We start from the raw sequence: 19,706 nt of genomic DNA, 5'->3' as shown, positions 1-19,706 counted from the left end.
CGGTCTTCCCGGGACCGGTCAGCCCCGTTCGAGCTCGGCCTCGGCCGCCGCCAGCGCCGCGAACTCCTCCTCCGGAGCGGCGGCGACCAGCCGATGGCGACTGTAGAAGGTGAAGTAGGCCAGCGCGACGGCGTACACCGCCAGCGCGATGAACGCCGCGTCCTTGTCCACCAGGAAGGTGGCGACCAGCGCGGACAGCGCCAGCACGAAGGCCGTGCCCGAGGTGATCATCCCGCCGGGCGTACGGTACGGCCGGCGCAGCCTCGGCTCGCGGCGGCGCAGCACCAGATGGGAGAGGGCCATCAGCGCGTACGAGATGGTCGCGCCGAACACCGCGACATTCAGCATCCGGCCGCCGTCACCGGTGGACGCGGCCAGCCCGAAACCGATCGCCCCGGGGATGACCAGACCCGGATAGGGGGCTTTGCGGCCGCTGGTGAGGGAGAGGAAGCGGGGCAGATATCCCGCGCGGGAGAGCGCGAACAGCTGCCGGGACCCGGCGTAGATGAGGGAGAAGAACGACGCGACGAGCCCGGCGAGACCCGCGTAGTTCACGAACCGGCTCAGTACGGTCGGCTCGCCGTCCCCCTGGAGCGCCACCACCAGCGGGTTGCCCGCCTCCTGGACGGCCGCCGCGCCGCGCGCGCCGGTCGCCGCGAAGAAGGTGATCAGCGCGAGCAGCACCAGCACGCCCAGGGAGATCGACAGCGCCTTCGGCAGGGACCGCACCGGATCCTTCGCCTCCTCGGCGGCGAGCGGCACGCCCTCCACCCCGAGGAAGAACCACATACCGAAGGGGAACGCCGCCCAGATGCCCAGCACTCCGTAGGGCAGCCAGGAGCTGGAGCCCAGCGCGTCCGGGTCGGCGGGGATGTCGTTGAGCCCGCCCGCGTCGAACTCGGTGAACGCGCCGACCGCGAAGATCAGCAGCGCCGCCACGGCGATGGCCGTCACCACCAGGCTGAAGCGCAGCGCCTCGCCGACACCCCAGAGATGGATCCCGATGAAGATCACGAAGCAGGCCAGATAGACCGGCCAGCCCGCCGTCAGACCGAAGAGATCGAGCGACTCGACATACTCACCGATGAAGATGGAGATGGCGGCCGGGGCCAGGATGTACTCGATGAGGATGGCGGTCCCGGTGAGGAAGCCGCCCCAGGTGCCGAGCGCCCGCCGGGCGAAGCCGTAACCGCCGCCCGCGGTGGGCAGGATGGCGGACAGCTCGGCCAGCGAGAAGACCAGACAGGCGTACATCACGCCCATCAGCAGGGTGGCGATGGCGAGTCCGCCGAAGCCGCCCTCGGAGAGGCCGATGTTCCAGCCGGAGAAGTCACCGGAGACGACATAGGCGACGCCCAGACCGGTGAGCAGCAGCCAGCCGGCGCTGCCGCGTCTGAGCGTGCGCCGTTTCAGATAGTCGGCGTCCTGCCGGGCCGCGTCGTCGGCGGCGGCGACGGCCGGCGGGATGAGCGAGTCGGTGCCGTCGGACATGGGCAGCTCCTGCCTCGGGATAAAGGTGTGAGGCCACACCTTTACGTTCCGCATGGCCCCACGCAAGACCCGTGCGTTAAGCCGTTGTTACGGATCACGCGGCCGGGCGGGCGTATCACGCGGCCGGGCGGCGGGCGGAACGGCTCGGGCGGCTCGGATGCGGGCGGGGGCGGCTCGGATGCGGCCGGGGCGGCTCACGCCAGGAAGCCGCGCAGCAGCGCCGCCGTCCCGCCGCAGTGCTCACGGGCGATCTCCCGCGCGCCGTCCGCGTCGCCGTCGAGGACCGCCCCGACCAGCGCCGTGTGCTGCCGCTGGGAGTGCTCCAGATTCCGTACGAGCAGCGGAATGCAGTTCAGCAGGTCGTTCACCGACGCCCGCACGGCGGCGTACTGCCCGGTCAGGGTCGCGGAGCCGGACAGCTCGGCGAGCGTGAGATGCAGCAGCGTGTCCAGCCTGCGGTACTCCGCCAGCGGCGCGTCGTGGGTCGCGTCCAGCGCCGCGCGCAGCCGGTCCGCCTGGGCCGCCGTCAGCCCGTGCGCCGCGCACAGCCCCGCCGCGCCGACCTCCAGCACCTCGCGGAAGCGCAGCACGTCCTCGATGTCCAGACCGGCCACCCGCCGCCGCAGCTCCCGCTCGGCGCCCACGGCGGGCGCGGCGGGCCGGGGCAGCACGAAGGTCCCGCCGTACCGGCCGCGCCGGCTCTCCAGCAGGCCCTGGTCCTGGAGGACCTTGAGCGCCTCGCGCAGCGTGACCCGGCTGATCCCCAGCCGCTCCGCCAGCTCCCGCTCGGCCGGCAGCCGCTCCCCGCCGGACACCAGACCGAGCCGGACGATCCGCAGGATCTGCTCCAGCGCCTCTTCGAAGCCGTTTCCCGCCCGTACGGGCCGCAGTACCGGGGTCAGCGCGTCCGCGTCCGGCGGGTCCATCGGCTCGCTGTTCTCCGTCACGTCGCCGTTTCCCCTTCCCAAGAAATGGTCTACGGGAATACCTTATGGCTTCCGGCTGGTCGAAGGAGGAGCACCCCCGTGGCAGACCGCACACCCCCGCTCAGCGTCGAGGAACTGCGTGTCCTCGTGGCGAGCGGCGAGATCGACACCGTCGTCCTGGCCTTCCCCGATATGCAGGGCCGCCTCCAGGGCAAGCGGCTGGCCGCCTCGTTCTTCCTCACCGATGTCCTGGAACACGGCACCGAGGGCTGCAACTACCTGCTCGCCGTCGACACCGACATGAACACCGTCGACGGATACGAGATGTCCTCCTGGGCGCGCGGCTACGGCGACTTCGCCATGCGCCCCGACCTCTCCACCCTGCGCCGCGTCCCCTGGAACGAGGGCACGGTGCTGCTCCTCGCCGACCTCGCCTGGAGCGACGGCTCCCCCGTCGTCGCCGCGCCCCGCCAGATCCTCCGCCGCCAGCTGGAGCGCCTCGCCGGACACGGCTACACCGCGCACGTCGGCACGGAGCTGGAGTTCATCGTCTTCAAGGACAGCTACGAGCATGCCTGGGACAGCGGCTACCGCGGCCTCACCCCCGCCAACCAGTACAACGTCGACTACTCCATCCTCGGCGGCGGCCGGGTCGAACCCCTGCTGCGCCGGATCCGCAACGAGATGGCCACCGCGGGACTGACCGTCGAATCCGCCAAGGGCGAGTGCAACCCGGGCCAGCACGAGATCGCCTTCAAGTACGACGAAGCCCTCGTCACCTGCGACCAGCACACCGTCTACAAGACCGGCGCCAAGGAGATCGCCTCCCAGGAGGGCGTGTCGCTCACCTTCATGGCCAAGTACAACGAGCGGGAGGGCAACTCCTGCCATATCCACCTCTCGCTCCAGGACGGACACGGCACCAACGCCATGGCCGGGGACGGCCCCGGCGGCATGTCGCCCGTCATGCGCCACTTCCTGGCGGGCCAGCTCGCCGCGTTGCGCGATTTCTCCCTGCTGTACGCGCCCACCATCAACGCGTACAAACGCTTCCAGCCCGGATCCTTCGCCCCCACCGCCGTCGCCTGGGGCTACGACAACCGCACCTGCTCCCTGCGCGTCGTCGGCCACGGCCGCTCCCTGCGCTTCGAGAACCGGCTGCCCGGCGGGGACGTCAACCCGCATCTGGCCGTCGCCGGTCTGGTCGCCGCCGGGATCCACGGCATCGAGAACGAACTCGAACTCCCCGAGGCGTGCGCGGGCAACGCCTACGGCGCCGACTACCCCCATGTACCCACCACCCTGCGCGAGGCCGCCGAGCTGTGGGAGAACAGTCCCATCGCCCGCGCGGCCTTCGGCGACGAGGTCGTGGCGCACTACCGCAATATGGCGCGCGTCGAGGTGGAGGCCTTCGACGCCGCGGTGACCGACTGGGAGCTTCGCCGCTCCTTCGAACGTCTGTGAGGAACAACGACGTGCAGGAACAACCCGCCGCCGCACACCGGGTGCTCGACCCGGCCACCGGAGAGACGGTCGCCACCGTCCCGGCGACCACCCGCGACGAGGTCGACTCCGCCGTACGCCGGGCGGCCGCCGCCCAGCGCCGATGGGCCGCCGCGGCCCCCGCCGACCGGGCCAGGGCGCTGCGCCGCTTCGCCGTCGTCGTCGACGAGCACCTGGAGGAACTGGCCCGCCTGGAGGTCCGCGAAGCCGGTCACACCATCGGCAACGCCCGCTGGGAGGCGGGCAACGTCCGCGACCTGCTGGACTACTCCGCCGGGGGAGTGGAACGGCTCACCGGCCGGCAGATCCCCGTCGCGGGCGGCCTCGACATCACCCTGCTCGAACCGCTCGGCGTCATCGGCGTGATCGCCCCCTGGAACTTCCCCATGCCGATCGCCGCCTGGGCCACCGCCCCGGCCCTCGCGGCGGGCAACGCCGTCCTCCTCAAGCCCGCCGAGACCACCCCGCTCACCGCGCTCCGGCTGGCCGAACTCGCCCTGGAGTCCGGGCTCCCCGAGGGCCTCTTCCAGGTCCTCCCCGGTGCGGGCGAGGTCGCGGGCGACGCTCTGGTCGAGCACCCCGGCATCGCCAAGATCGTCTTCACCGGCTCCACCCGGGTCGGCAAGCGGATCATGGCGAAGAGCAGCGGTCTCCTCAAACGCGTCACCCTCGAACTCGGCGGCAAGAGCCCCAACATCGTCTTCGCCGACGCCGACCTCGAACAGGCCGCGGCCTCGGCCCCGATGTCCTTCCTCGACAACGCGGGCCAGGACTGCTGTGCCCGTACCCGCATCCTCGTCCAGCGCGAGGTCCACGACCGGTTCCTCGAACTGCTCGCCCCCGCCGTGGAGTCCGTCGTCGTCGGCGACCCCTCCGACGAGCGGACCCAGATGGGCCCGCTGATCTCGGCGGTCCAGCTGGAGCGGGTACGGTCGTACGTCGACGGGGCCGCGCGGGGCATCCGGGGCAGCGCGCCCGAGGGCCCCGGGTTCTGGTTCCCGCCGACCGTCCTCACCGACGCCGCCGCCGACTCCCCGGTCGCCACCGAGGAGGTCTTCGGACCGGTCGCCGTCGTCCTGCCCTTCGAGGACGAGGCGGACGCCGTCCGGCTGGCCAACGCCACCGACTACGGCCTCGCCGGATCGATCTGGACCCGGGACGTCGGCCGCGCCCTGCGGGTCTCGCGCGCTGTCGCCGCCGGGAACCTGTCCGTCAACTCGCACAGCGCCGTCCGCTACGGGACACCGTTCGGCGGCTACAAACAGTCGGGACTCGGCCGCGAACTGGGCCCCGACGCCCTGACCGCTTTCACCGAGACCAAGAACGTCTTCCTCAGCACGGAGGCCTGAACACATGACCGGCAACACCTCGACCGACCCTCAGGACGCCATCGTCTGCCGCCGTCTGGTGGGACGTACGGCCGTCATCACCGGAGCCGGCAGCGGCATCGGTCTCGCCACCGCGCGCCGGCTCGCCTCCGAGGGCGCGCACATCGTCTGCGGCGACATCGACGAGACGGCGGGCAAGGCCGCCGCCGAAGAGGTCGGCGGGATCTTCGTCAAGGTCGACGTCACCGACCCCGAGCAGGTCGAGGCGCTCTTCAAGACCGCCTTCGACACCTACGGCAGCGTCGACATCGCCTTCAACAACGCGGGCATCTCGCCCCCCGACGACGACTCGATCCTGACCACCGGCCTCGAAGCCTGGAAGCGGGTCCAGGAGGTCAACCTCACCTCCGTGTACCTGTGCTGCAAGGCCGCCCTCCCCTATATGCGCCGCCAGGGCCGGGGCTCCATCATCAACACCGCCTCCTTCGTGGCCCGGATGGGCGCGGCGACCTCCCAGATCTCGTACACCGCCTCCAAGGGCGGGGTGCTCGCGATGTCCCGCGAACTCGGGGTGCAGTTCGCCCGGGAGGGCATCCGCGTCAACGCGCTGTGCCCGGGCCCTGTCAACACCCCGCTGCTCCAGGAGCTGTTCGCGAAGGACCCGGAGCGGGCCGCGCGCCGGCTGGTGCACATTCCGGTGGGCCGCTTCGCCGCCGCGGAGGAGATCGCGGCGGCCGTCGCGTTCCTCGCCAGTGACGACTCGTCGTTCGTCAACGCCACGGACTTCCTGGTCGACGGCGGTATCGCGGGGGCGTACGTCACCCCGATGTAGGGCCTCCACCAGCTGGGTCGATGAGCATGACGACCCCGCCGGGCCGGTATCCCGATCCGGGTCTCCCGTCCACCGAACGCTGGTGGGACGGGACCGCCCGGACCGGTCATGTACGACAGCCCGGGGCGGGTCTCCCGCCCCGGCCGCCTTCCGGTGGGAAGCGGAGGAACGGCCCGCTCCTGGCCCTGGCCGCCGGGGCGGCCCTCGCGGCGGTGATCGTGACGGTGGCCGTCAACCCCTTCGGCGACGGCGACCGGGACCGCGCGGCGGCCACCGGCAGCGCCTCGGACCGACCCTCCACCACCCTTCCCGGCGGTTCCGTCCAGTCGCTGGTCTTCCCCTCGACCGTCGGCACCGAGTCGCTGGTCGTCGTCCGCTTCGCCTTCGAGGCCGGGCCCGAGGCGCCGCCGCTCACCGGGACGGACGAGATCGCCCGGTCCATCCGCCCGATCGGCGACGCCTCGGGGGGCGGGGACAGCTCCATCGGCCCCTGACGGGCCGTGGACACAGCGCGCTCAGAGGAAGGCGAGCCCCTCGCCCCGGTAGGTCGGTACGGACCCGACCACCCGGTCGCCCTCTATCAGCCGCAAGGTGTCGAACCGCTCGCACAGCTCGCCCGCCTTGGCGTGCCGGAACCACACCTTGTCGCCGATCAGCAGATCGTCGGCCGGGGAGCCGAGCAGCGGAGTCTGCACCTCACCGGGCCCCTCCCGGCCGTCGTACCGCAGCCCCTCCGGCAGATACGGCACCGGCAGCCGGTCCCGGCCCGCCGCCCCCGACGCCGGATAGCCGCCCCCGAGCACGGTCACCACCCCGACCCCGGGCCTGCGCACCACCGGCTGCGCGAACAGGGCGGCCGGACGGCCCGTGAACGAGGTGTAGTTGTCGAAGAGCCTCGGTACGTAGAGCCCCGAGCCCGCGGCGATCTCCGTCACCGCCGCCTCGGCCGCCGTGTGCTGGACACTGCCCGTGCCGCCGCCGTTGACGAACTCCAGGTCCGGTACGACCGCCCGCACCGCCCGCACCACCGCCGCGCGCCGCTCCGCCAGCTCCCGGCGGGCGGCGGACTGCATCAGCCGGATCGCCCGCGACCGCAGCGGCCGCCCCGCCAGCGCGTCCCCGACCCCGGCCACATGGCCCTCGTACGCCATGAGCCCGACCAGCCGGAAACCGGGGCGGCGGGCCACCGACCGGGCCAGCTCGGCCAGTTGGGCCGGTTCGCGCAGCGGGGAGCGCAGCGCGCCGATCCGGATCCGGCCACCCAGCATCCGCAAGGACGTGTCGAGTTCCAGACAGACCCTGATCTCCTCGCGACCGCCCGCGCGGGCCGCGTCGATCAGATCGAGCTGCGTCGGATCGTCGGCCATCACGGTGACGGCGGCGGCGAGCTCGGGATCGGCGGCGAGTTCGGCGTAGCCCGCGCGGTCCGCCGACGGATAGGCGAGCAGCACGTCCTCGAACCCGGCGCGCGCCAGCCACAGCGACTCCGCCAGCGTGAACGACATGATCCCCGCGAACCCCGCACGGGCCAGGACGCGTTCCAGCAGCGCCCGGGAGCGCACGGACTTGCTGGCCACCCGGACGGGCTTGCCGCCGGCCCGCCGGACGAGATCGTCGGCGTTGGCGTCGAACGCGTCGAGGTCGACGATGGCGAGCGGTGCGTCGAGATGGGCGGTGGCCCGGTCGTACCGGGTCCGGTCACTGGCACGCGAATTCATGGCCCGCAGCTTGCCAGACATGATTACGCGCGGGTAGGGGGATGATCCGGGCCAGATATGCCCCGGCCCACGCGGTCGTTCCCGCCGGGCCCGCTCCAGCCCGTAGAGTGACGCACACGCCGCGTCGAACGGGCCTGCTCCGTACGGCGACCGGCACGAGGACCGACCGGCACGAGGACCGGATCGACACAGGCGGCACTGGGGGGCGGATGAGCACCGAGGCACCACGCGCTCCCGTACCACCCCGCCCCACGACCCCGCCCCGCGCCCCCGGCCCGGCCACCCCCTCCGCCGACGCCCCGGCGGACCCCCGGCGCGCGGGCGTCTCGCCCGCGGCGGCCCGCGTCGCCGACGGCCGGCGGCTGCGCCCGCCCCCGCTGCGCATCCCCGCGCAGTCCCCGGACCGGACCCCGCCCCCGGCCCGCCCGGCCGCGCCCTCCGAGGTCCGGCGGCCCGTCTACGGCGCCCCGACACCGGCTGTCCCCCCGCCGGTGTCCTTCGTACGGCCGGCGCGCGCTCCGGTACGGACGCCCCCGCCGCCCGTACCGGGATCCGAGGTCCCCGCACCGCCGGCCGTACCGGAGCGGCCGGTCGCGCCGCCGTACCCCTGGCCGTCCCCGCCGGAGTACGCCACGCTGGTGCCCGTGCCCGCGCGGCACCCCGGCAGGACCGCCGCCGCCGTGGTCTGTGCCGTGCTCGGCCTCGGGCTCATCGGCGGCGCCGTCACCGGCAGTTGGCTGACCGGCGACTCCGCCGCCGAGCCCGCCGTCCGCGACGGCTTCACCACGGCACGCGCCCTGTGGCACAGCGTTCCCGTCAACAGCCTCTTCCCGACCACCCTCACGGGGGACGGCGCGGGCCCCGGCGGCTCGGACCGCGACTGGACCCGGGTCGGGGTCGCCCCCGACAGCGGCTGCGCCCGCGCGCTCGACCCGCTGCTGCTCACCGCCCTGCGCCCGGTCGGCTGCGCGCGCGTGCTGCGCGCCACCTATGTGGACGCCACATCGAGCAGCGTCACCACGGTCGGGCTCGTCTTCACCGAGGGCGACGCCACCACGACGGCCGCCCTGCGCACCCGCTTCCGGGACGAGGACCTGGCCGACCGCGCCGACCTGATGCCCCGTACGTTCCCGGTCAAGGACACGCCCGCCGCCGCGTTCGGCGACGCGCAGCGCGCCAGCTGGACGGTGAACGTCCTCACCGAGGCGCCCGTCGTCGTGTACGCCGTCTCCGGCTTCGCCGACGGACGTACGTTCACGGCGCCCCAGCCCGCACGGCAGGCCATGGTCGCCGGGGCCACGACCGCGCCCGCGCAGGCGGGCCTCGGCCATGAGGCCCAGGGCATCGCGGACCGTATCGAACGCGCCCTGCGCAAGACCGTCAGCATCGGCACCGTCGAACAGCCCTGAGCCGGACGACACCGCCCCGGCCCGGACCCCGATCAGCCCACCGACGAGGACCCATGACGATGACCCCCAGGCCGGCCCGGCCCCGCCGCCTCGCCGCCGTGCTCGCCGCCACGTCCTTCCTGCTGCTGCCCGCGACCCCGGCGCACGCCGACGCGATACGGGCCCGGCAGTGGGCCCTGGACGCCCTGCACACCGAAGTGGCCTGGCGCAGCGCCCAGGGCACCGGCGTCACGGTCGCGGTCCTGGACACCGGCGTCGACGACAGCCACCCCGACCTCGAAGGACAGGTACTCCCCGGCAAGGACCTGATCGGCTTCGGCGCCGTGAGCGGCGACCGCTCCTGGGCCCGGCACGGCACCGCCATGGCCGGGATCATCGCCGGACACGGCCACGGGCTCAACCGCTCCGAGGGCGTCCTCGGGATCGCCCCCGAGGCGAGGATCCTCCCCGTCCGGGTCATCCTCGAAGGCACCGACCCGGCCCGCGCCAAGGCGCGCACCTCCAAAGGAGGCGCGCTCGCCGAGGGCATCCGCTGGGCCGCCGACCAGGGCGCCGACGTCATCAACCTCTCCCTGGGCGACGACAGCGAGTCCGCCCACCCCGAACCCGGCGAGGACGCCGCCGTCCGCTACGCGCTCGACAAGGGCGCCGTCGTCGTCGCCTCGGCGGGCAACGGAGGCGAGAAGGGCGACCGCGTCTCCTACCCGGCCGCCTACCCCGGCGTGATCGCCGTGACGGCCGTCGACCGCGACGGCACCCGCGCCGCGTTCTCCACCCGCCGCTGGTACGCCACCGTCAGCGCCCCCGGTGTCGACGTCGTCATCGCCGACCCCGACCGGCGCTACTACGAGGGCTGGGGCACCAGCGCCGCCGCGGCCTTCGTCTCCGGAGCCGTCGCGCTCATACGCTCCGCGCACCCCGGTCTGACCCCCGCCCAGATCAAGAAGCTCCTCGCCGACACCGCCCGCGACCACCCCGAGGGCGGCCGCGACGACTCCAAGGGGTACGGATTCGTCGACCCGGCGGCCGCGATCGCGGCGGGCGCGAAGCTCTCCCGTACGGATCTGAAGACCGAGGCCGCCGACGCCGCGAGCTACGACAAGCAGTACTTCGGCAGCGGCCCCGCCGTCCCGCGCGAGGAGCCGGAGCCCGCCGTCTGGCTCGCGCCGATGGCGGGCGGAGCGGGCGCGCTGCTGCTGGCCTGCGCGGTCCTCCTGTGGCGCGGCGGCGTCAGACGGGTCGGCCCCCGCCTCTGAGCGGTTCGCTCCTGCGCGCGACCGCCCGGCCCACCGCGCGGACCACGGCCTGACCAGGCGCTGTCCGACAAATCCCTCCCCCGGCCTTCGGCCGGGAGGTGCCTCCAGAGCCGGCGACGCCTGGCACGCACTCCCTCGGCCGCCTCCCCCCACCGCCTTGCGATCGCACGCACCGGACGCCGCCGGGCCCCGCCCCAAGGGGGCGGACGGCGCCATGTGTCGGACAGCCCCTAGGCTGATCCGGTGACCCTCAAGAACATCCCCGACCCCGGTTTCTCCGACGACGACGGCACCGCCGATCCCGCCCTGACGGCGGCGCTCGCCGCGTGGGAGCCGGACCGGTCGGCGCCCGGGGCCGAGGGGCGGGTGCTGGCCGCGCTCCGGGGGGCCAGGCTGCTGGTGCCCGTGGTCGCGGTGCTCGGGGAGGTGGAGGAGGACCCGGCGACGGGGCTGCGCCGCGAGAAGACCAGCGACATGGCCGTGCCGACGCTGCGGGCGGGGGACCGGCGCGCGCTGCCCGCCTTCACCTCCACCGAGGCGCTGGCGCGCTGGGACCCGCAGGCGCGGCCCGTCGCCGTACCGCTGCACCAGGCGCTCCGGGCCGCCGCGCACGAGAAGGCGGACACCCTGGTGCTGGATCTGGCGGGGCCCGTCACCTACCAGCTCACCGGGGCCGCTCTGCGCGCGCTCGCCGAGGGGCGCACCAGCGCCGATCCGCTGGCGGACCCCGCCGTGGTGGCGGCGGTGCGGGCGGCCGTCGCCGCCGAGCCCGCGGTGGTCCGGGCCCATCTGGGTCCGGGCAGCGCGGACGGCACCCTCGCGCTCGTACTGGACCCGGCCGCGGCCCCGGCGGAGGCGGCCCGCAGGATCGCCGGGGCGCTGGCGGCCGACGACGTACTGAGGGCCCGCCTGGTACGCGGACTCGACCTGGCGCTGCTGCCGGCCGAGACCGCCCCACCGGGCGAGCCCCTGTTCGTACGGAGGTAAGGAAGAGCCGGTCAGCCGTAGACCGGGCCCGTGTACTTCTCACCGGGGCCCTGTCCGGGCTCGTCCGGTACGACCGACGCCTCACGGAACGCCAGCTGGAGCGATTTCAGCCCGTCGCGCAGCGGCGCCGCGTGGAACGAGCTGATCTCCGTCGCGCTCGCGTCCATCAGCCCGGCCAGCGCGTGGACCAGCTTGCGCGCCTCGTCCAGGTCCTTGTGCTCGTCGCCCTCCTCGGTCAGACCGAGCTTGACGGCGGCGGCGCTCATCAGGTTCACCGCGACCGTGACGATCACCTCGACGGCGGGCACCTCCGCGATGTCGCGGGCCATGGCGTCATAGCCGGGGGTGTCTTGGGGTGGGGTCGCGTCGCTCATGCGTCACACGATAGGCGTACGGGGGGACGGGACCGTTCGGGGGAGTGGGCGTGTACCCACGACTTAGCACAAGCCCCGCGCGGATGCTAAGCTTTTGGAACGACCGGTCGGACACGTGTGTGCCCGGCCCACAAGTGGAGGCTCCGATCTCCCACCTGGCTGCCCCTACCGGGCGGCGGGTCACCGGTCAGGCAGTCCCCATCGTTCCGTACGGACGATGGAACTGCCCGATGCGCCCCGTGGTAGCTGCACGGCGGTGCTCCGGTATTCGAGGAGCTCCTGCCTGTGTGCCGTCCGGGGCATTTTTGATGTTCCGCCGCGGTTGGTCTGTAAACAGACGTTACGCGGCTGTCTGCCAGACAGTCGTGTGGTGCTACCGAGGAGGATCCATCAGCGCCGAGCCCCGCATCAACGACCGGATTCGCGTTCCCGAAGTGCGACTTGTCGGTCCCAGTGGTGAGCAGGTGGGCATTGTCCCGCTCGCCAAGGCCCTGGAGCTTGCGCAGGAGTACGACCTGGACCTGGTCGAGGTCGCGGCGACAGCCCGTCCGCCCGTGTGCAAGCTCATGGACTACGGGAAGTTCAAGTACGAGTCGGCCATGAAGGCCCGTGAGGCGCGCAAGAACCAGGCGCACACGGTCATCAAGGAAATGAAGCTCCGGCCGAAGATCGACCCGCACGACTACGACACCAAAAAGGGTCACGTCGTCAGGTTCCTCAAGCAGGGTGACAAGGTCAAGATCACGATCATGTTCCGTGGTCGTGAGCAGTCCCGCCCCGAGCTGGGCTTCCGACTGCTCCAGCGTCTCGCTTCGGATGTCGAGGAGCTCGGCTTCATCGAGTCCAACCCGAAGCAGGACGGCCGGAACATGATCATGGTTCTGGGCCCGCACAAGAAGAAGACCGAGGCCATGGCCGAGGCTCGCGAGGCGCAGGCCGCCCGCAAGGCCGAGCGCCAGGGCTACGCGACAGAGGAGTCGGCCGACGCCCCGGCCGAGACCGAAGCCGCCGCCGAAGCCCCGGCCGAGGCGTCTTCCGACGCGTGAACCGTGGGGGTGCCATCCAGGCAGGCCCCGGCTCCGTACGGAAACCACACACCAGAGATCTGACGCTCCCGTGCGCCGGTCGGAAACGACCGGCTGGGAGCGCCACCGACGAGAAGAGAACGGCGTCATGCCGAAGAACAAGACCCACAGTGGTGCGAAGAAGCGGTTCCGTGTGACCGGCAGTGGCAAGATCCTGCGCCAGCGCGCGGGCCGTCGCCACCTCCTGGAGCACAAGCCCTCCACCCTGACCCGTCGCCTCGCCGGCACGGTCGAGCTCGCGCCGGGCGACGCCGCCAAGGCCAAGAAGCTTCTCGGTATCTAGTAGCGCGGCCCCTCCCGGGCCCCCTACTTACCTGGACCATGCCGTTCTCGGGTCGCGTCACCACCGCGATCCAGCTACAAGGAGTTAACACGTGGCACGCGTCAAGCGGGCAGTAAACGCCCACAAGAAGCGCCGGGCGATCCTGGAGGCTGCCAGCGGTTACCGCGGTCAGCGCTCGCGCCTGTACCGCAAGGCGAAGGAGCAGGTCACCCACTCCCTCGTTTACAACTACAACGACCGCAAGAAGCGCAAGGGCGACTTCCGTCAGCTGTGGATCCAGCGGATCAACGCCGCTGCCCGCGCCAACGGCATCACCTACAACCGCTTCATCCAGGGTCTGAAGGCCGCCAACATCGAGGTGGACCGCAAGATCCTCGCCGAGCTGGCCGTCAACGACGCCAACGCGTTCGCCGCGCTGGTCGAGGTCGCCCAGAAGGCCCTTCCGAGCGACGTCAACGCTCCGAAGGCCGCCGCCTGATCACGATCGGGCAGCATGTGCTCTCCGCCGGACCCGCAGGCATCGCGCCTGCGGGTCCGGCGCGTTCCACCCGTACGTTCCCCTGTGCGGACCTGTTTCCGCCGCCACCAGATAGTGAGAACCGCCGCCGATGGGCACGCCCGAGCTGATCTCCCCGCGCTCCCCGCGCGTCACGGCCGCCAGAAGGCTCGCCAAGCGCGCCTTCCGGGTCAAGGAGCGCCGGTTCATCGCCGAGGGGCCGCAGGCCGTACGGGAGGCGGTGGCCCACCGCGGAAGCGGCGGGGAACCCACCCTGACCGAGCTGTTCACCACGGTCGAGGCCGCCGAGCGGTACGCCGACATCGTCGACGCGGCCCGGGACACCGGCGCCCGGGTGCACTACGCGCCCGACGCGGTGCTCGCCGAGGTCTCCCAGACCGTCACCCCGCAGGGGCTGCTCGGCGTCTGCCGCTTCCTCGACGCGCCGTTCGAGGACATCCTGCGGGCCCGCCCCCGGCTCGTCGCCGTACTGGCCCATGTCCGCGACCCCGGCAACGCCGGTACGGTGCTGCGCTGCGCCGACGCGGCGGGCGCCGACGCCGTCGTCCTCACCGACGCCTCCGTCGATCTCTACAACCCCAAGTCGGTCCGGGCCTCGGCCGGCTCGCTCTTCCATCTGCCGGTCACGGTCGGTGTCCCCGTCGAACAGGCCGTCCAGGGGCTCAAGGACGCCGGGGTGCGGATCCTCGCCGCGGACGGCGCGGGCCAGGACGACCTCGACGACGAACTGGACGCGGGCACCATGGCCACCCCGACCGCCTGGGTCTTCGGCAACGAGGCCTGGGGACTGCCGGCGGAGACCCGGGCACTGGCGGACGCGGTGGTGCGGGTGCCGATCCACGGAAAGGCCGAGAGTCTGAACCTGGCGACCGCCGCGGCCGTATGTCTCTATGCCTCAGCGCGCGCCCAGCGGGTACGCGGCACACATTGAGGGGGGTTCGCCCGGTCACGTACGGCTAGTAGTGTGGTGTTTCCGGGTACCCACTGAGCTACGCGGAAGAGGTGGGATGCGCGTATGACGGTCGGGGCGAGCAGGTCCGCCGCTGTCCAGGGAGCCTTACCGTGTGCTCCGGCGACCGGCGTGACGGGGACCGGGATCGACCCGGACGACCTCCCCGACGGGCTGATCGTCGCCGACGAGACCGGCCGGGTCGTCTGCTTCAACGCGGCGGCCGTCCGGATCACCGCCGTACCCCGCGCCGCCGCCCTCGGCCACCCGCTGGAGCGGGCGCTGCCGCTGGAGGACCTCAAGGGCCGCCGCTGGTGGACCCTGACCGACCCGTACGGCGGGCTCGCCACCCGGGTCGGGCAGCCCGAGCGCAATCTCCTGCTGCCCGGCGGCCGTGAGGTGCTGGTCTCCGCCCGCTACGTACGCGCGTACCCGACCGGCCCCCTCCACCGGCTGGTCGTCTGCGTACGGGGCACGGAGGCCCGGCGGCGCACCGAGCTGAGCCACTCCGAGCTGATCGCCACCGTCGCGCACGAGCTGCGCTCCCCGCTGACCTCCGTCAAGGGGTTCACGGCGACGCTGCTCGCCAAGTGGGAGCGGTTCACCGACGACCAGAAGCGGCTGATGCTGGAGACCGTCGACGCCGACGCGAACCGGGTGACCCGGCTGATCGCCGAACTGCTCGACATCTCCCGGATCGACTCCGGGCGGCTGGAGCTGCGCAGGCAGCCCGTCGACATCGGCGCGGCCGTGACGCGGCACGTCCAGTCGCACACCACCTCGGGGCAGTCCCCGGACCGTTTCCTCGTACGGATACAGCAGCCGCTGCCCGATCTGTGGGCGGATCCCGACAAGATCGACCAGGTCCTCGGCAATCTGCTGGAAAACGCGGTGCGCCACGGCGAGGGAACCGTCACCATCGAGGTGGCCGCCGCGGACATCAGCCACGCGGCGCAGACCGAGAAGGGAACGGTTGTCACCGTGTGCGACGAGGGCCCCGGCATCCCCGAGGAGTCGATGAGCCGCGTCTTCACCCGCTTCTGGCGGGGCAGCAAGCGCGGCGGGACCGGGCTCGGCCTCTATATCGTCAAGGGCATCGTCGAGGCGCACGGCGGGACGATCACCGTCGGCCGGGGGCCCGGCGGCGGCGCCCAGTTCCGATTTATCCTGCCCGTCGGCGCTCCGGCCTATCTCAGCTGACAGGCTCCGGGACGCCCACGGGCTCCTCCACCTTCGTACGACCTTTAGACTCGACCTTTGGCACCTTCGCGCCTTCGCGCCCCCAGTGATCGAGCAGGGTCGTTTCGCCAGCCAATCGGAAGTACGGGAAGAGATGTCCGCACCCAACAAGTCATACGACCCGGTCGAGGTCGAGGCACTGAAACCGGAACACATCGAGCGGATGCGGGACGAGGCGCTCGCCGCCTTCGCCGCCGCCGGTGACCTCGACGCGCTCACCCACGCGAAGACCGCGCACACCGCGGGCACCTCGCCGCTGGCCCTCGCCAACCGGGAGATCGGCGCGCTGCCGCCGCAGGCCAAGGCCGAGGCCGGCAAGCGCGTGGGCCAGGCGCGCGGCGCCGTCAGCAAGGCGCTCGCCGCCCGCCAGGCGGAGCTGGAGGCCGAGCGCGACGCCCGGGTGCTGGTCGAGGAGGCGGTGGATGTCACGCTGCCGTACGACCGGACCGTCGCCGGCGCCCGTCACCCGCTGACCACCCTCATGGAGCGGGTCGCGGACGTCTTCGTGGCCATGGGCTACGAGGTCGCCGAGGGCCCCGAGGCGGAGGCCGAGTGGTTCAACTTCGACGCGCTCAACTTCGTCCCCGACCACCCGGCGCGCCAGATGCAGGACACCTTCTTCGTCCGGGGTCCCGAGGGGACGGCGGACGACGAGTCCGGTGTGGTGCTGCGTACCCACACCTCGCCCGTCCAGGCCCGCGCGCTGCTCGACCGTGAGCCGCCGGTGTACGTCGTCTGCCCCGGGCGGGTCTACCGCACGGACGAGCTGGACGCCACACACACCCCGGTCTTCCACCAGATCGAGCTGCTCGCCGTCGACGAGGGCCTCACCATGGCCGACCTCAAGGGCACCCTGGACCACATGGTCCAGGCGCTCTTCGGCCCGGACATGAAGACCCGGCTCCGGCCGAACTTCTTCCCGTTCACCGAGCCGTCCGCCGAGATGGACATGGTCTGCTACGTCTGCCGCGGCGCCTCCGTCGGCAACCCCGACCAGCCCTGCCGCACCTGCGGCAGCGAGGGCTGGATCGAGCTGGGCGGCTGCGGCATGGTCAACCCCAAGGTCCTCACCGCCTGCGGTGTCGACCCCGAGAAGTACAGCGGATTCGCCTTCGGGTTCGGCATCGAACGGATGCTGATGTTCCGCCACAACGTCGAAGACATGCGAGACATGGTCGAGGGTGACGTCCGGTTCACCCGGCCGTTCGGGATGGAGATCTGATGCGCGTCCCGCTTTCCTGGCTGCGGGAGTACGTCGACCTGCCGGCGACGGAGACCGGCCGTGACGTACAGGCCAAGCTCGTCTCCGCCGGTCTGGAGGTCGAGACCGTCGAGCAGCTCGGCGCAGGCCTCAAGGGCCCCCTGGCCGTCGGCAAGGTCCTCACCATCGAGGAGCTGGAGGGCTTCAAGAAGCCCATCCGCTTCTGCACGGTGGACGTCGGTACGGCCAACGGCACCGGCGAGCCGCAGGAGATCGTCTGCGGCGCGCGGAACTTCGCGGTCGGCGACAAGGTCGTCGTGGTCCTGCCCGGCGCGGTCCTGCCCGGCGACTTCGCCATCGCCGCGCGCAAGACGTACGGGAGGACCTCGCACGGCATGATCTGCTCCGGCGACGAGCTGGGCATGGGCGACGACGGCTCGGGCGGCATCATCGTGCTCCCGCCCGAGTACGAGCCCGGCACTGACGCCATCGCGCTCCTGGAGCTGGTGGACGAGGTCCTCGACATCGCCGTCACCCCCGACCGGGGCTACTGCCTCTCGCTGCGCGGTGTCGCCCGCGAGGCCGCCATCGCGTACGGGCTGCCGCTGCGCGATCCGGCGCTGCTGGACGTCCCCGCGCCCAACGCGTTCGGCCACTCCGTGAAGATCGCCGACCCGATGGGCTGCGACCGCTTCACGGCCCGTACGGTCACCGGCCTCGACCCGGAGGCGCACAGCCCCATCTGGCTGCGGCGCCGGCTCCAGAAGGCCGGGATGCGGCCGATCTCCCTCGCGGTCGACATCACCAACTACGTGATGCTGGAGCTGGGCCAGCCGCTGCACGCGTACGACCGCGCGCGGCTGGAAGGCCCGATCGGCGTCCGGCGCGCCCACCCCGGCGAGAAGATCACCACACTCGACGGAGCCCAGCGCGTCCTGGACGCCCAGGACCTGGTCATCACCGACGACCGGGGGCCGATCGGCCTCGCCGGGGTGATGGGCGGGGCGAACACCGAGATCGCCGACGCCACGGCCGACCCGGAGACCGGCGCCGTCCACGGCACCACCGAGGTGGTCATCGAGGCCGCGCACTTCGACGCGATCTCCATCGCCCGTACCGCGCGCCGCCACAAGCTGCCCTCCGAGGCGTCCAAGCGCTTCGAGCGCGGCACCGACCCGCAGGCCACGGCCGCCGCCGCACAGCGGACCGTCGACCTGCTGGTGCTGCTCGCGGGCGGCTCCGCCGAGGCCGGGGTCACCGAGATCATCGCGCCCTCCGCGCCGCACACCGTCGTGATGCCCGCCGACCACCCCGACCGCGTCGCGGGCGTCGGCTACGGCCGGGAGACCGTCGTCCGCCGGCTCCAGGAGGTCGGCTGCGACGTGTACGGACAGGACGAGCTCATCGTCACCGTGCCCTCCTGGCGCCCCGACCTGCGCGCGCCCAACGACCTCGCCGAGGAGGTCATCCGGCTGGAGGGGTACGAGAACCTCCCCTCCACGCTGCCCACCCCGCCGTCCGGCCGGGGGCTCACCGAGCGCCAGCGGCTCCACCGCCGCGTGGGCCGCGCGCTCGCCGGGGCCGGCTATGTCGAGGCGCTGAACTACCCGTTCACCGGCGTCGCCGCGCTCGACGCCCTCGGGCTGGCCGCCGACGACGACCGCCGCCGTACGGTCACCCTCGTCAACCCGCTCTCCGACGAGGAACCCGCGCTGCGCACCACGCTGCTGCCCGGCCTCCTCGGCGCGCTCCGTCGCAACGACGGCCGGGGCTCGCACGACCTGGCGCTCTTCGAGACCGGACTGGTCTTCCGGCCCACGGGCGACGCGTCCGTACCCGTACGCCTGCCCGTCGACCGGCGCCCGACCGACGCGGAGATCGCCGCGCTCGACGCGGCGCTGCCGCGCCAGCCGCGCGGCGTCGCGGTCGTCCTGGCCGGGACGCGCGAGCAGGCCGGCTGGTGGGGCCGGGGCACCCCCGCCGTCTGGGCGGACGCCGTCGAGGCGGCCCGTACCGTCGCCCGTGAGGCCGGCGTCGAGCTGGCCGTACGCGCGGGACAGTACGAGCCGTGGCACCCCGGCCGGTGCGCGGAGCTGTACGTCACGGTGGACGGCGAGGAGACCCTCGTCGGCCACGCGGGCGAGCTGCACCCCCGGGTCGTCAAGGCGCTCGGACTGCCCGAGCGCACCTGTGCCATGGAGCTCGAACTCGATCTGCTGGAGCGGGCGTCCACCGGAGCGCTCCAGGCGCCCCGGATCTCCGTCTACCCGGTCGCCACGCAGGATGTGGCGCTGGTCGTCCCGGCCGGTGTCCCGGCGGCCGACGTGGAGCGGGCGCTGCGCGAGGGCGCGGGCGAACTCCTGGAGTCGCTGCGGCTGTTCGACGTCTTCGAGGGTGAGCAGATCGGCGCGGGGCACAAGTCCCTCGCGTACGCCCTGCGCTTCCGCGCGACGGACCGCACCCTGACGGTCGAGGAGGCGACGGCCGCACGTGACGCGGCGGTCGCCCTCGCCGCCGAGCGCACCGGGGCGGTGCTGCGGGGAGCCTAGGGCACACACGCCCTACCTGCGCGTTTCGGCGCGCTGTTCGACAGAGAGACCGCCTGTGA

General features: G+C 72.7%; 18 protein-coding genes. 14 read left to right on the top strand and 4 right to left on the bottom strand.

The genetic code is table 11. From position 1 onward, the window contains the following. Nucleotides 1–18: 18 nt before the first annotated feature. Complete coding sequence (eat, locus tag ACIP8W_RS09910; protein WP_402202566.1) at nt 19–1,491, bottom strand: ethanolamine permease; 1,473 nt, start codon at nt 1,489–1,491, stop codon at nt 19–21. Nucleotides 1,492–1,685: 194 nt separating this feature from the next. Continuing rightward, nucleotides 1,686–2,417 (bottom strand): FadR/GntR family transcriptional regulator, encoded by a 732-nt coding sequence (locus ACIP8W_RS09905; RefSeq protein WP_401950462.1) that lies wholly within the window; start codon nt 2,415–2,417, stop codon nt 1,686–1,688. Nucleotides 2,418–2,516: 99 nt separating this feature from the next. On the opposite strand from ACIP8W_RS09905, the gene ACIP8W_RS09900 reads away from it, so the two are divergent. The 4 genes from ACIP8W_RS09900 to ACIP8W_RS09885 are packed head-to-tail and all read left to right on the top strand — an operon-like array spanning nt 2,517 to nt 6,574. Then, nucleotides 2,517–3,881, top strand: a complete 1,365-nt coding sequence (locus tag ACIP8W_RS09900; protein ID WP_401950018.1) for a glutamine synthetase family protein — start codon at nt 2,517–2,519, stop codon at nt 3,879–3,881. 11 nt (nt 3,882–3,892) lie between these two features. Next, entirely contained in the window at nt 3,893–5,269 is a 1,377-nt protein-coding gene (locus tag ACIP8W_RS09895; RefSeq protein WP_401950015.1) for an aldehyde dehydrogenase family protein, read from the top strand. Between the two features lie 4 nt (nt 5,270–5,273). Beyond that, nucleotides 5,274–6,080, top strand: coding sequence for a 3-oxoacyl-ACP reductase (locus ACIP8W_RS09890; RefSeq protein ID WP_401950012.1), 807 nt, complete (start codon nt 5,274–5,276; stop codon nt 6,078–6,080). Between the two features lie 20 nt (nt 6,081–6,100). Further along, nucleotides 6,101–6,574: a DUF2510 domain-containing protein gene (locus ACIP8W_RS09885; protein WP_402202563.1), complete on the top strand. Its 474-nt coding sequence runs from the start codon at nt 6,101–6,103 to the stop codon at nt 6,572–6,574. Nucleotides 6,575–6,595: 21 nt separating this feature from the next. On the opposite strand, the gene ACIP8W_RS09880 is transcribed toward ACIP8W_RS09885, so the two are convergent. Then, nucleotides 6,596–7,798, bottom strand: coding sequence for an amino acid deaminase/aldolase (locus ACIP8W_RS09880; protein ID WP_402202562.1), 1,203 nt, complete (start codon nt 7,796–7,798; stop codon nt 6,596–6,598). 209 nt (nt 7,799–8,007) lie between these two features. On the opposite strand from ACIP8W_RS09880, the gene ACIP8W_RS09875 reads away from it, so the two are divergent. The 3 genes from ACIP8W_RS09875 (at nt 8,008) to ACIP8W_RS09865 (ending at nt 11,450) form a co-directional block, all read left to right on the top strand. Continuing rightward, nucleotides 8,008–9,207, top strand: a complete 1,200-nt coding sequence (locus ACIP8W_RS09875; RefSeq protein ID WP_401950004.1) for a hypothetical protein — start codon at nt 8,008–8,010, stop codon at nt 9,205–9,207. Between the two features lie 59 nt (nt 9,208–9,266). Beyond that, complete coding sequence (mycP, locus tag ACIP8W_RS09870) at nt 9,267–10,463, top strand: type VII secretion-associated serine protease mycosin (protein ID WP_401950001.1); 1,197 nt, start codon at nt 9,267–9,269, stop codon at nt 10,461–10,463. Nucleotides 10,464–10,706: 243 nt separating this feature from the next. After that, nucleotides 10,707–11,450 carry an SseB family protein gene (locus ACIP8W_RS09865; protein WP_402154181.1) on the top strand — a complete coding sequence of 248 codons (744 nt, stop codon included), beginning with the start codon at nt 10,707–10,709 and terminating at the stop codon, nt 11,448–11,450. A gap of 11 nt (nt 11,451–11,461) precedes the next feature. Here ACIP8W_RS09865 and ACIP8W_RS09860 read toward each other — a convergent pair whose 3' ends face one another. Beyond that, nucleotides 11,462–11,824 (bottom strand): DUF1844 domain-containing protein, encoded by a 363-nt coding sequence (locus tag ACIP8W_RS09860; protein WP_401949995.1) that lies wholly within the window; start codon nt 11,822–11,824, stop codon nt 11,462–11,464. 365 nt (nt 11,825–12,189) lie between these two features. Between ACIP8W_RS09860 and infC the strand changes: the two genes are divergently transcribed. The 7 genes from infC (at nt 12,190) to pheT (ending at nt 19,647) form a co-directional block, all read left to right on the top strand. Next, nucleotides 12,190–12,870, top strand: coding sequence for a translation initiation factor IF-3 (infC, locus tag ACIP8W_RS09855; RefSeq protein WP_401949992.1), 681 nt, complete (start codon nt 12,190–12,192; stop codon nt 12,868–12,870). A gap of 127 nt (nt 12,871–12,997) precedes the next feature. After that, complete coding sequence (gene rpmI, locus ACIP8W_RS09850) at nt 12,998–13,192, top strand: 50S ribosomal protein L35 (RefSeq protein WP_401949989.1); 195 nt, start codon at nt 12,998–13,000, stop codon at nt 13,190–13,192. 91 nt (nt 13,193–13,283) lie between these two features. Further along, a complete protein-coding gene (gene rplT / locus ACIP8W_RS09845; protein ID WP_360772118.1) occupies nt 13,284–13,670 on the top strand; it encodes a 50S ribosomal protein L20 in 387 nt (128 codons plus the stop codon). A 130-nt stretch (nt 13,671–13,800) separates the two neighbouring features. Then, on the top strand, nt 13,801–14,640 hold the full coding sequence (locus ACIP8W_RS09840) for a TrmH family RNA methyltransferase (protein ID WP_401949986.1): 840 nt from the start codon (nt 13,801–13,803) through the stop codon (nt 14,638–14,640). An 84-nt stretch (nt 14,641–14,724) separates the two neighbouring features. Continuing rightward, entirely contained in the window at nt 14,725–15,858 is a 1,134-nt protein-coding gene (locus ACIP8W_RS09835) for an ATP-binding protein (RefSeq protein WP_401949983.1), read from the top strand. A 133-nt stretch (nt 15,859–15,991) separates the two neighbouring features. Further along, nucleotides 15,992–17,119: a phenylalanine--tRNA ligase subunit alpha gene (gene pheS / locus ACIP8W_RS09830; protein WP_401949980.1), complete on the top strand. Its 1,128-nt coding sequence runs from the start codon at nt 15,992–15,994 to the stop codon at nt 17,117–17,119. Further along, a complete protein-coding gene (gene pheT, locus ACIP8W_RS09825; protein WP_401949977.1) occupies nt 17,119–19,647 on the top strand; it encodes a phenylalanine--tRNA ligase subunit beta in 2,529 nt (842 codons plus the stop codon). The genes pheS and pheT overlap by 1 nt, the downstream gene beginning before the upstream one ends. Nucleotides 19,648–19,706 lie beyond the last annotated feature (59 nt).

The sequence above is a fragment of the Streptomyces sp. NPDC088554 genome, from assembly GCF_044752945.1.
GTDB lineage: Bacteria > Actinomycetota > Actinomycetes > Streptomycetales > Streptomycetaceae > Streptomyces.
The sequence above is the reverse complement of the archived record's forward strand: the minus strand, read 5'-3'. Positions and strand labels throughout refer to the sequence as shown.

What these genes read in the sequence shown, in the direction of transcription:
- pheS (WP_401949980.1), top strand. Translation starts at nt 15,992, where the DNA reads ATGTCCGCACCCAACAAGTCATACGACCCGGTCGAGGTCGAGGCACTG.
- ACIP8W_RS09860 (WP_401949995.1), bottom strand. Translation starts at nt 11,824, where the DNA reads ATGAGCGACGCGACCCCACCCCAAGACACCCCCGGCTATGACGCCATG.
- ACIP8W_RS09875 (WP_401950004.1), top strand. Translation starts at nt 8,008, where the DNA reads ATGAGCACCGAGGCACCACGCGCTCCCGTACCACCCCGCCCCACGACC.
- ACIP8W_RS09885 (WP_402202563.1), top strand. Translation starts at nt 6,101, where the DNA reads ATGAGCATGACGACCCCGCCGGGCCGGTATCCCGATCCGGGTCTCCCG.
- eat (WP_402202566.1), bottom strand. Translation starts at nt 1,491, where the DNA reads ATGTCCGACGGCACCGACTCGCTCATCCCGCCGGCCGTCGCCGCCGCC.
- ACIP8W_RS09835 (WP_401949983.1), top strand. Translation starts at nt 14,725, where the DNA reads ATGACGGTCGGGGCGAGCAGGTCCGCCGCTGTCCAGGGAGCCTTACCG.
- mycP (WP_401950001.1), top strand. Translation starts at nt 9,267, where the DNA reads ATGACCCCCAGGCCGGCCCGGCCCCGCCGCCTCGCCGCCGTGCTCGCC.
- ACIP8W_RS09890 (WP_401950012.1), top strand. Translation starts at nt 5,274, where the DNA reads ATGACCGGCAACACCTCGACCGACCCTCAGGACGCCATCGTCTGCCGC.
- ACIP8W_RS09905 (WP_401950462.1), bottom strand. Translation starts at nt 2,417, where the DNA reads ATGGACCCGCCGGACGCGGACGCGCTGACCCCGGTACTGCGGCCCGTA.
- ACIP8W_RS09840 (WP_401949986.1), top strand. Translation starts at nt 13,801, where the DNA reads ATGGGCACGCCCGAGCTGATCTCCCCGCGCTCCCCGCGCGTCACGGCC.
- ACIP8W_RS09880 (WP_402202562.1), bottom strand. Translation starts at nt 7,798, where the DNA reads ATGAATTCGCGTGCCAGTGACCGGACCCGGTACGACCGGGCCACCGCC.
- pheT (WP_401949977.1), top strand. Translation starts at nt 17,119, where the DNA reads ATGCGCGTCCCGCTTTCCTGGCTGCGGGAGTACGTCGACCTGCCGGCG.
- rpmI (WP_401949989.1), top strand. Translation starts at nt 12,998, where the DNA reads ATGCCGAAGAACAAGACCCACAGTGGTGCGAAGAAGCGGTTCCGTGTG.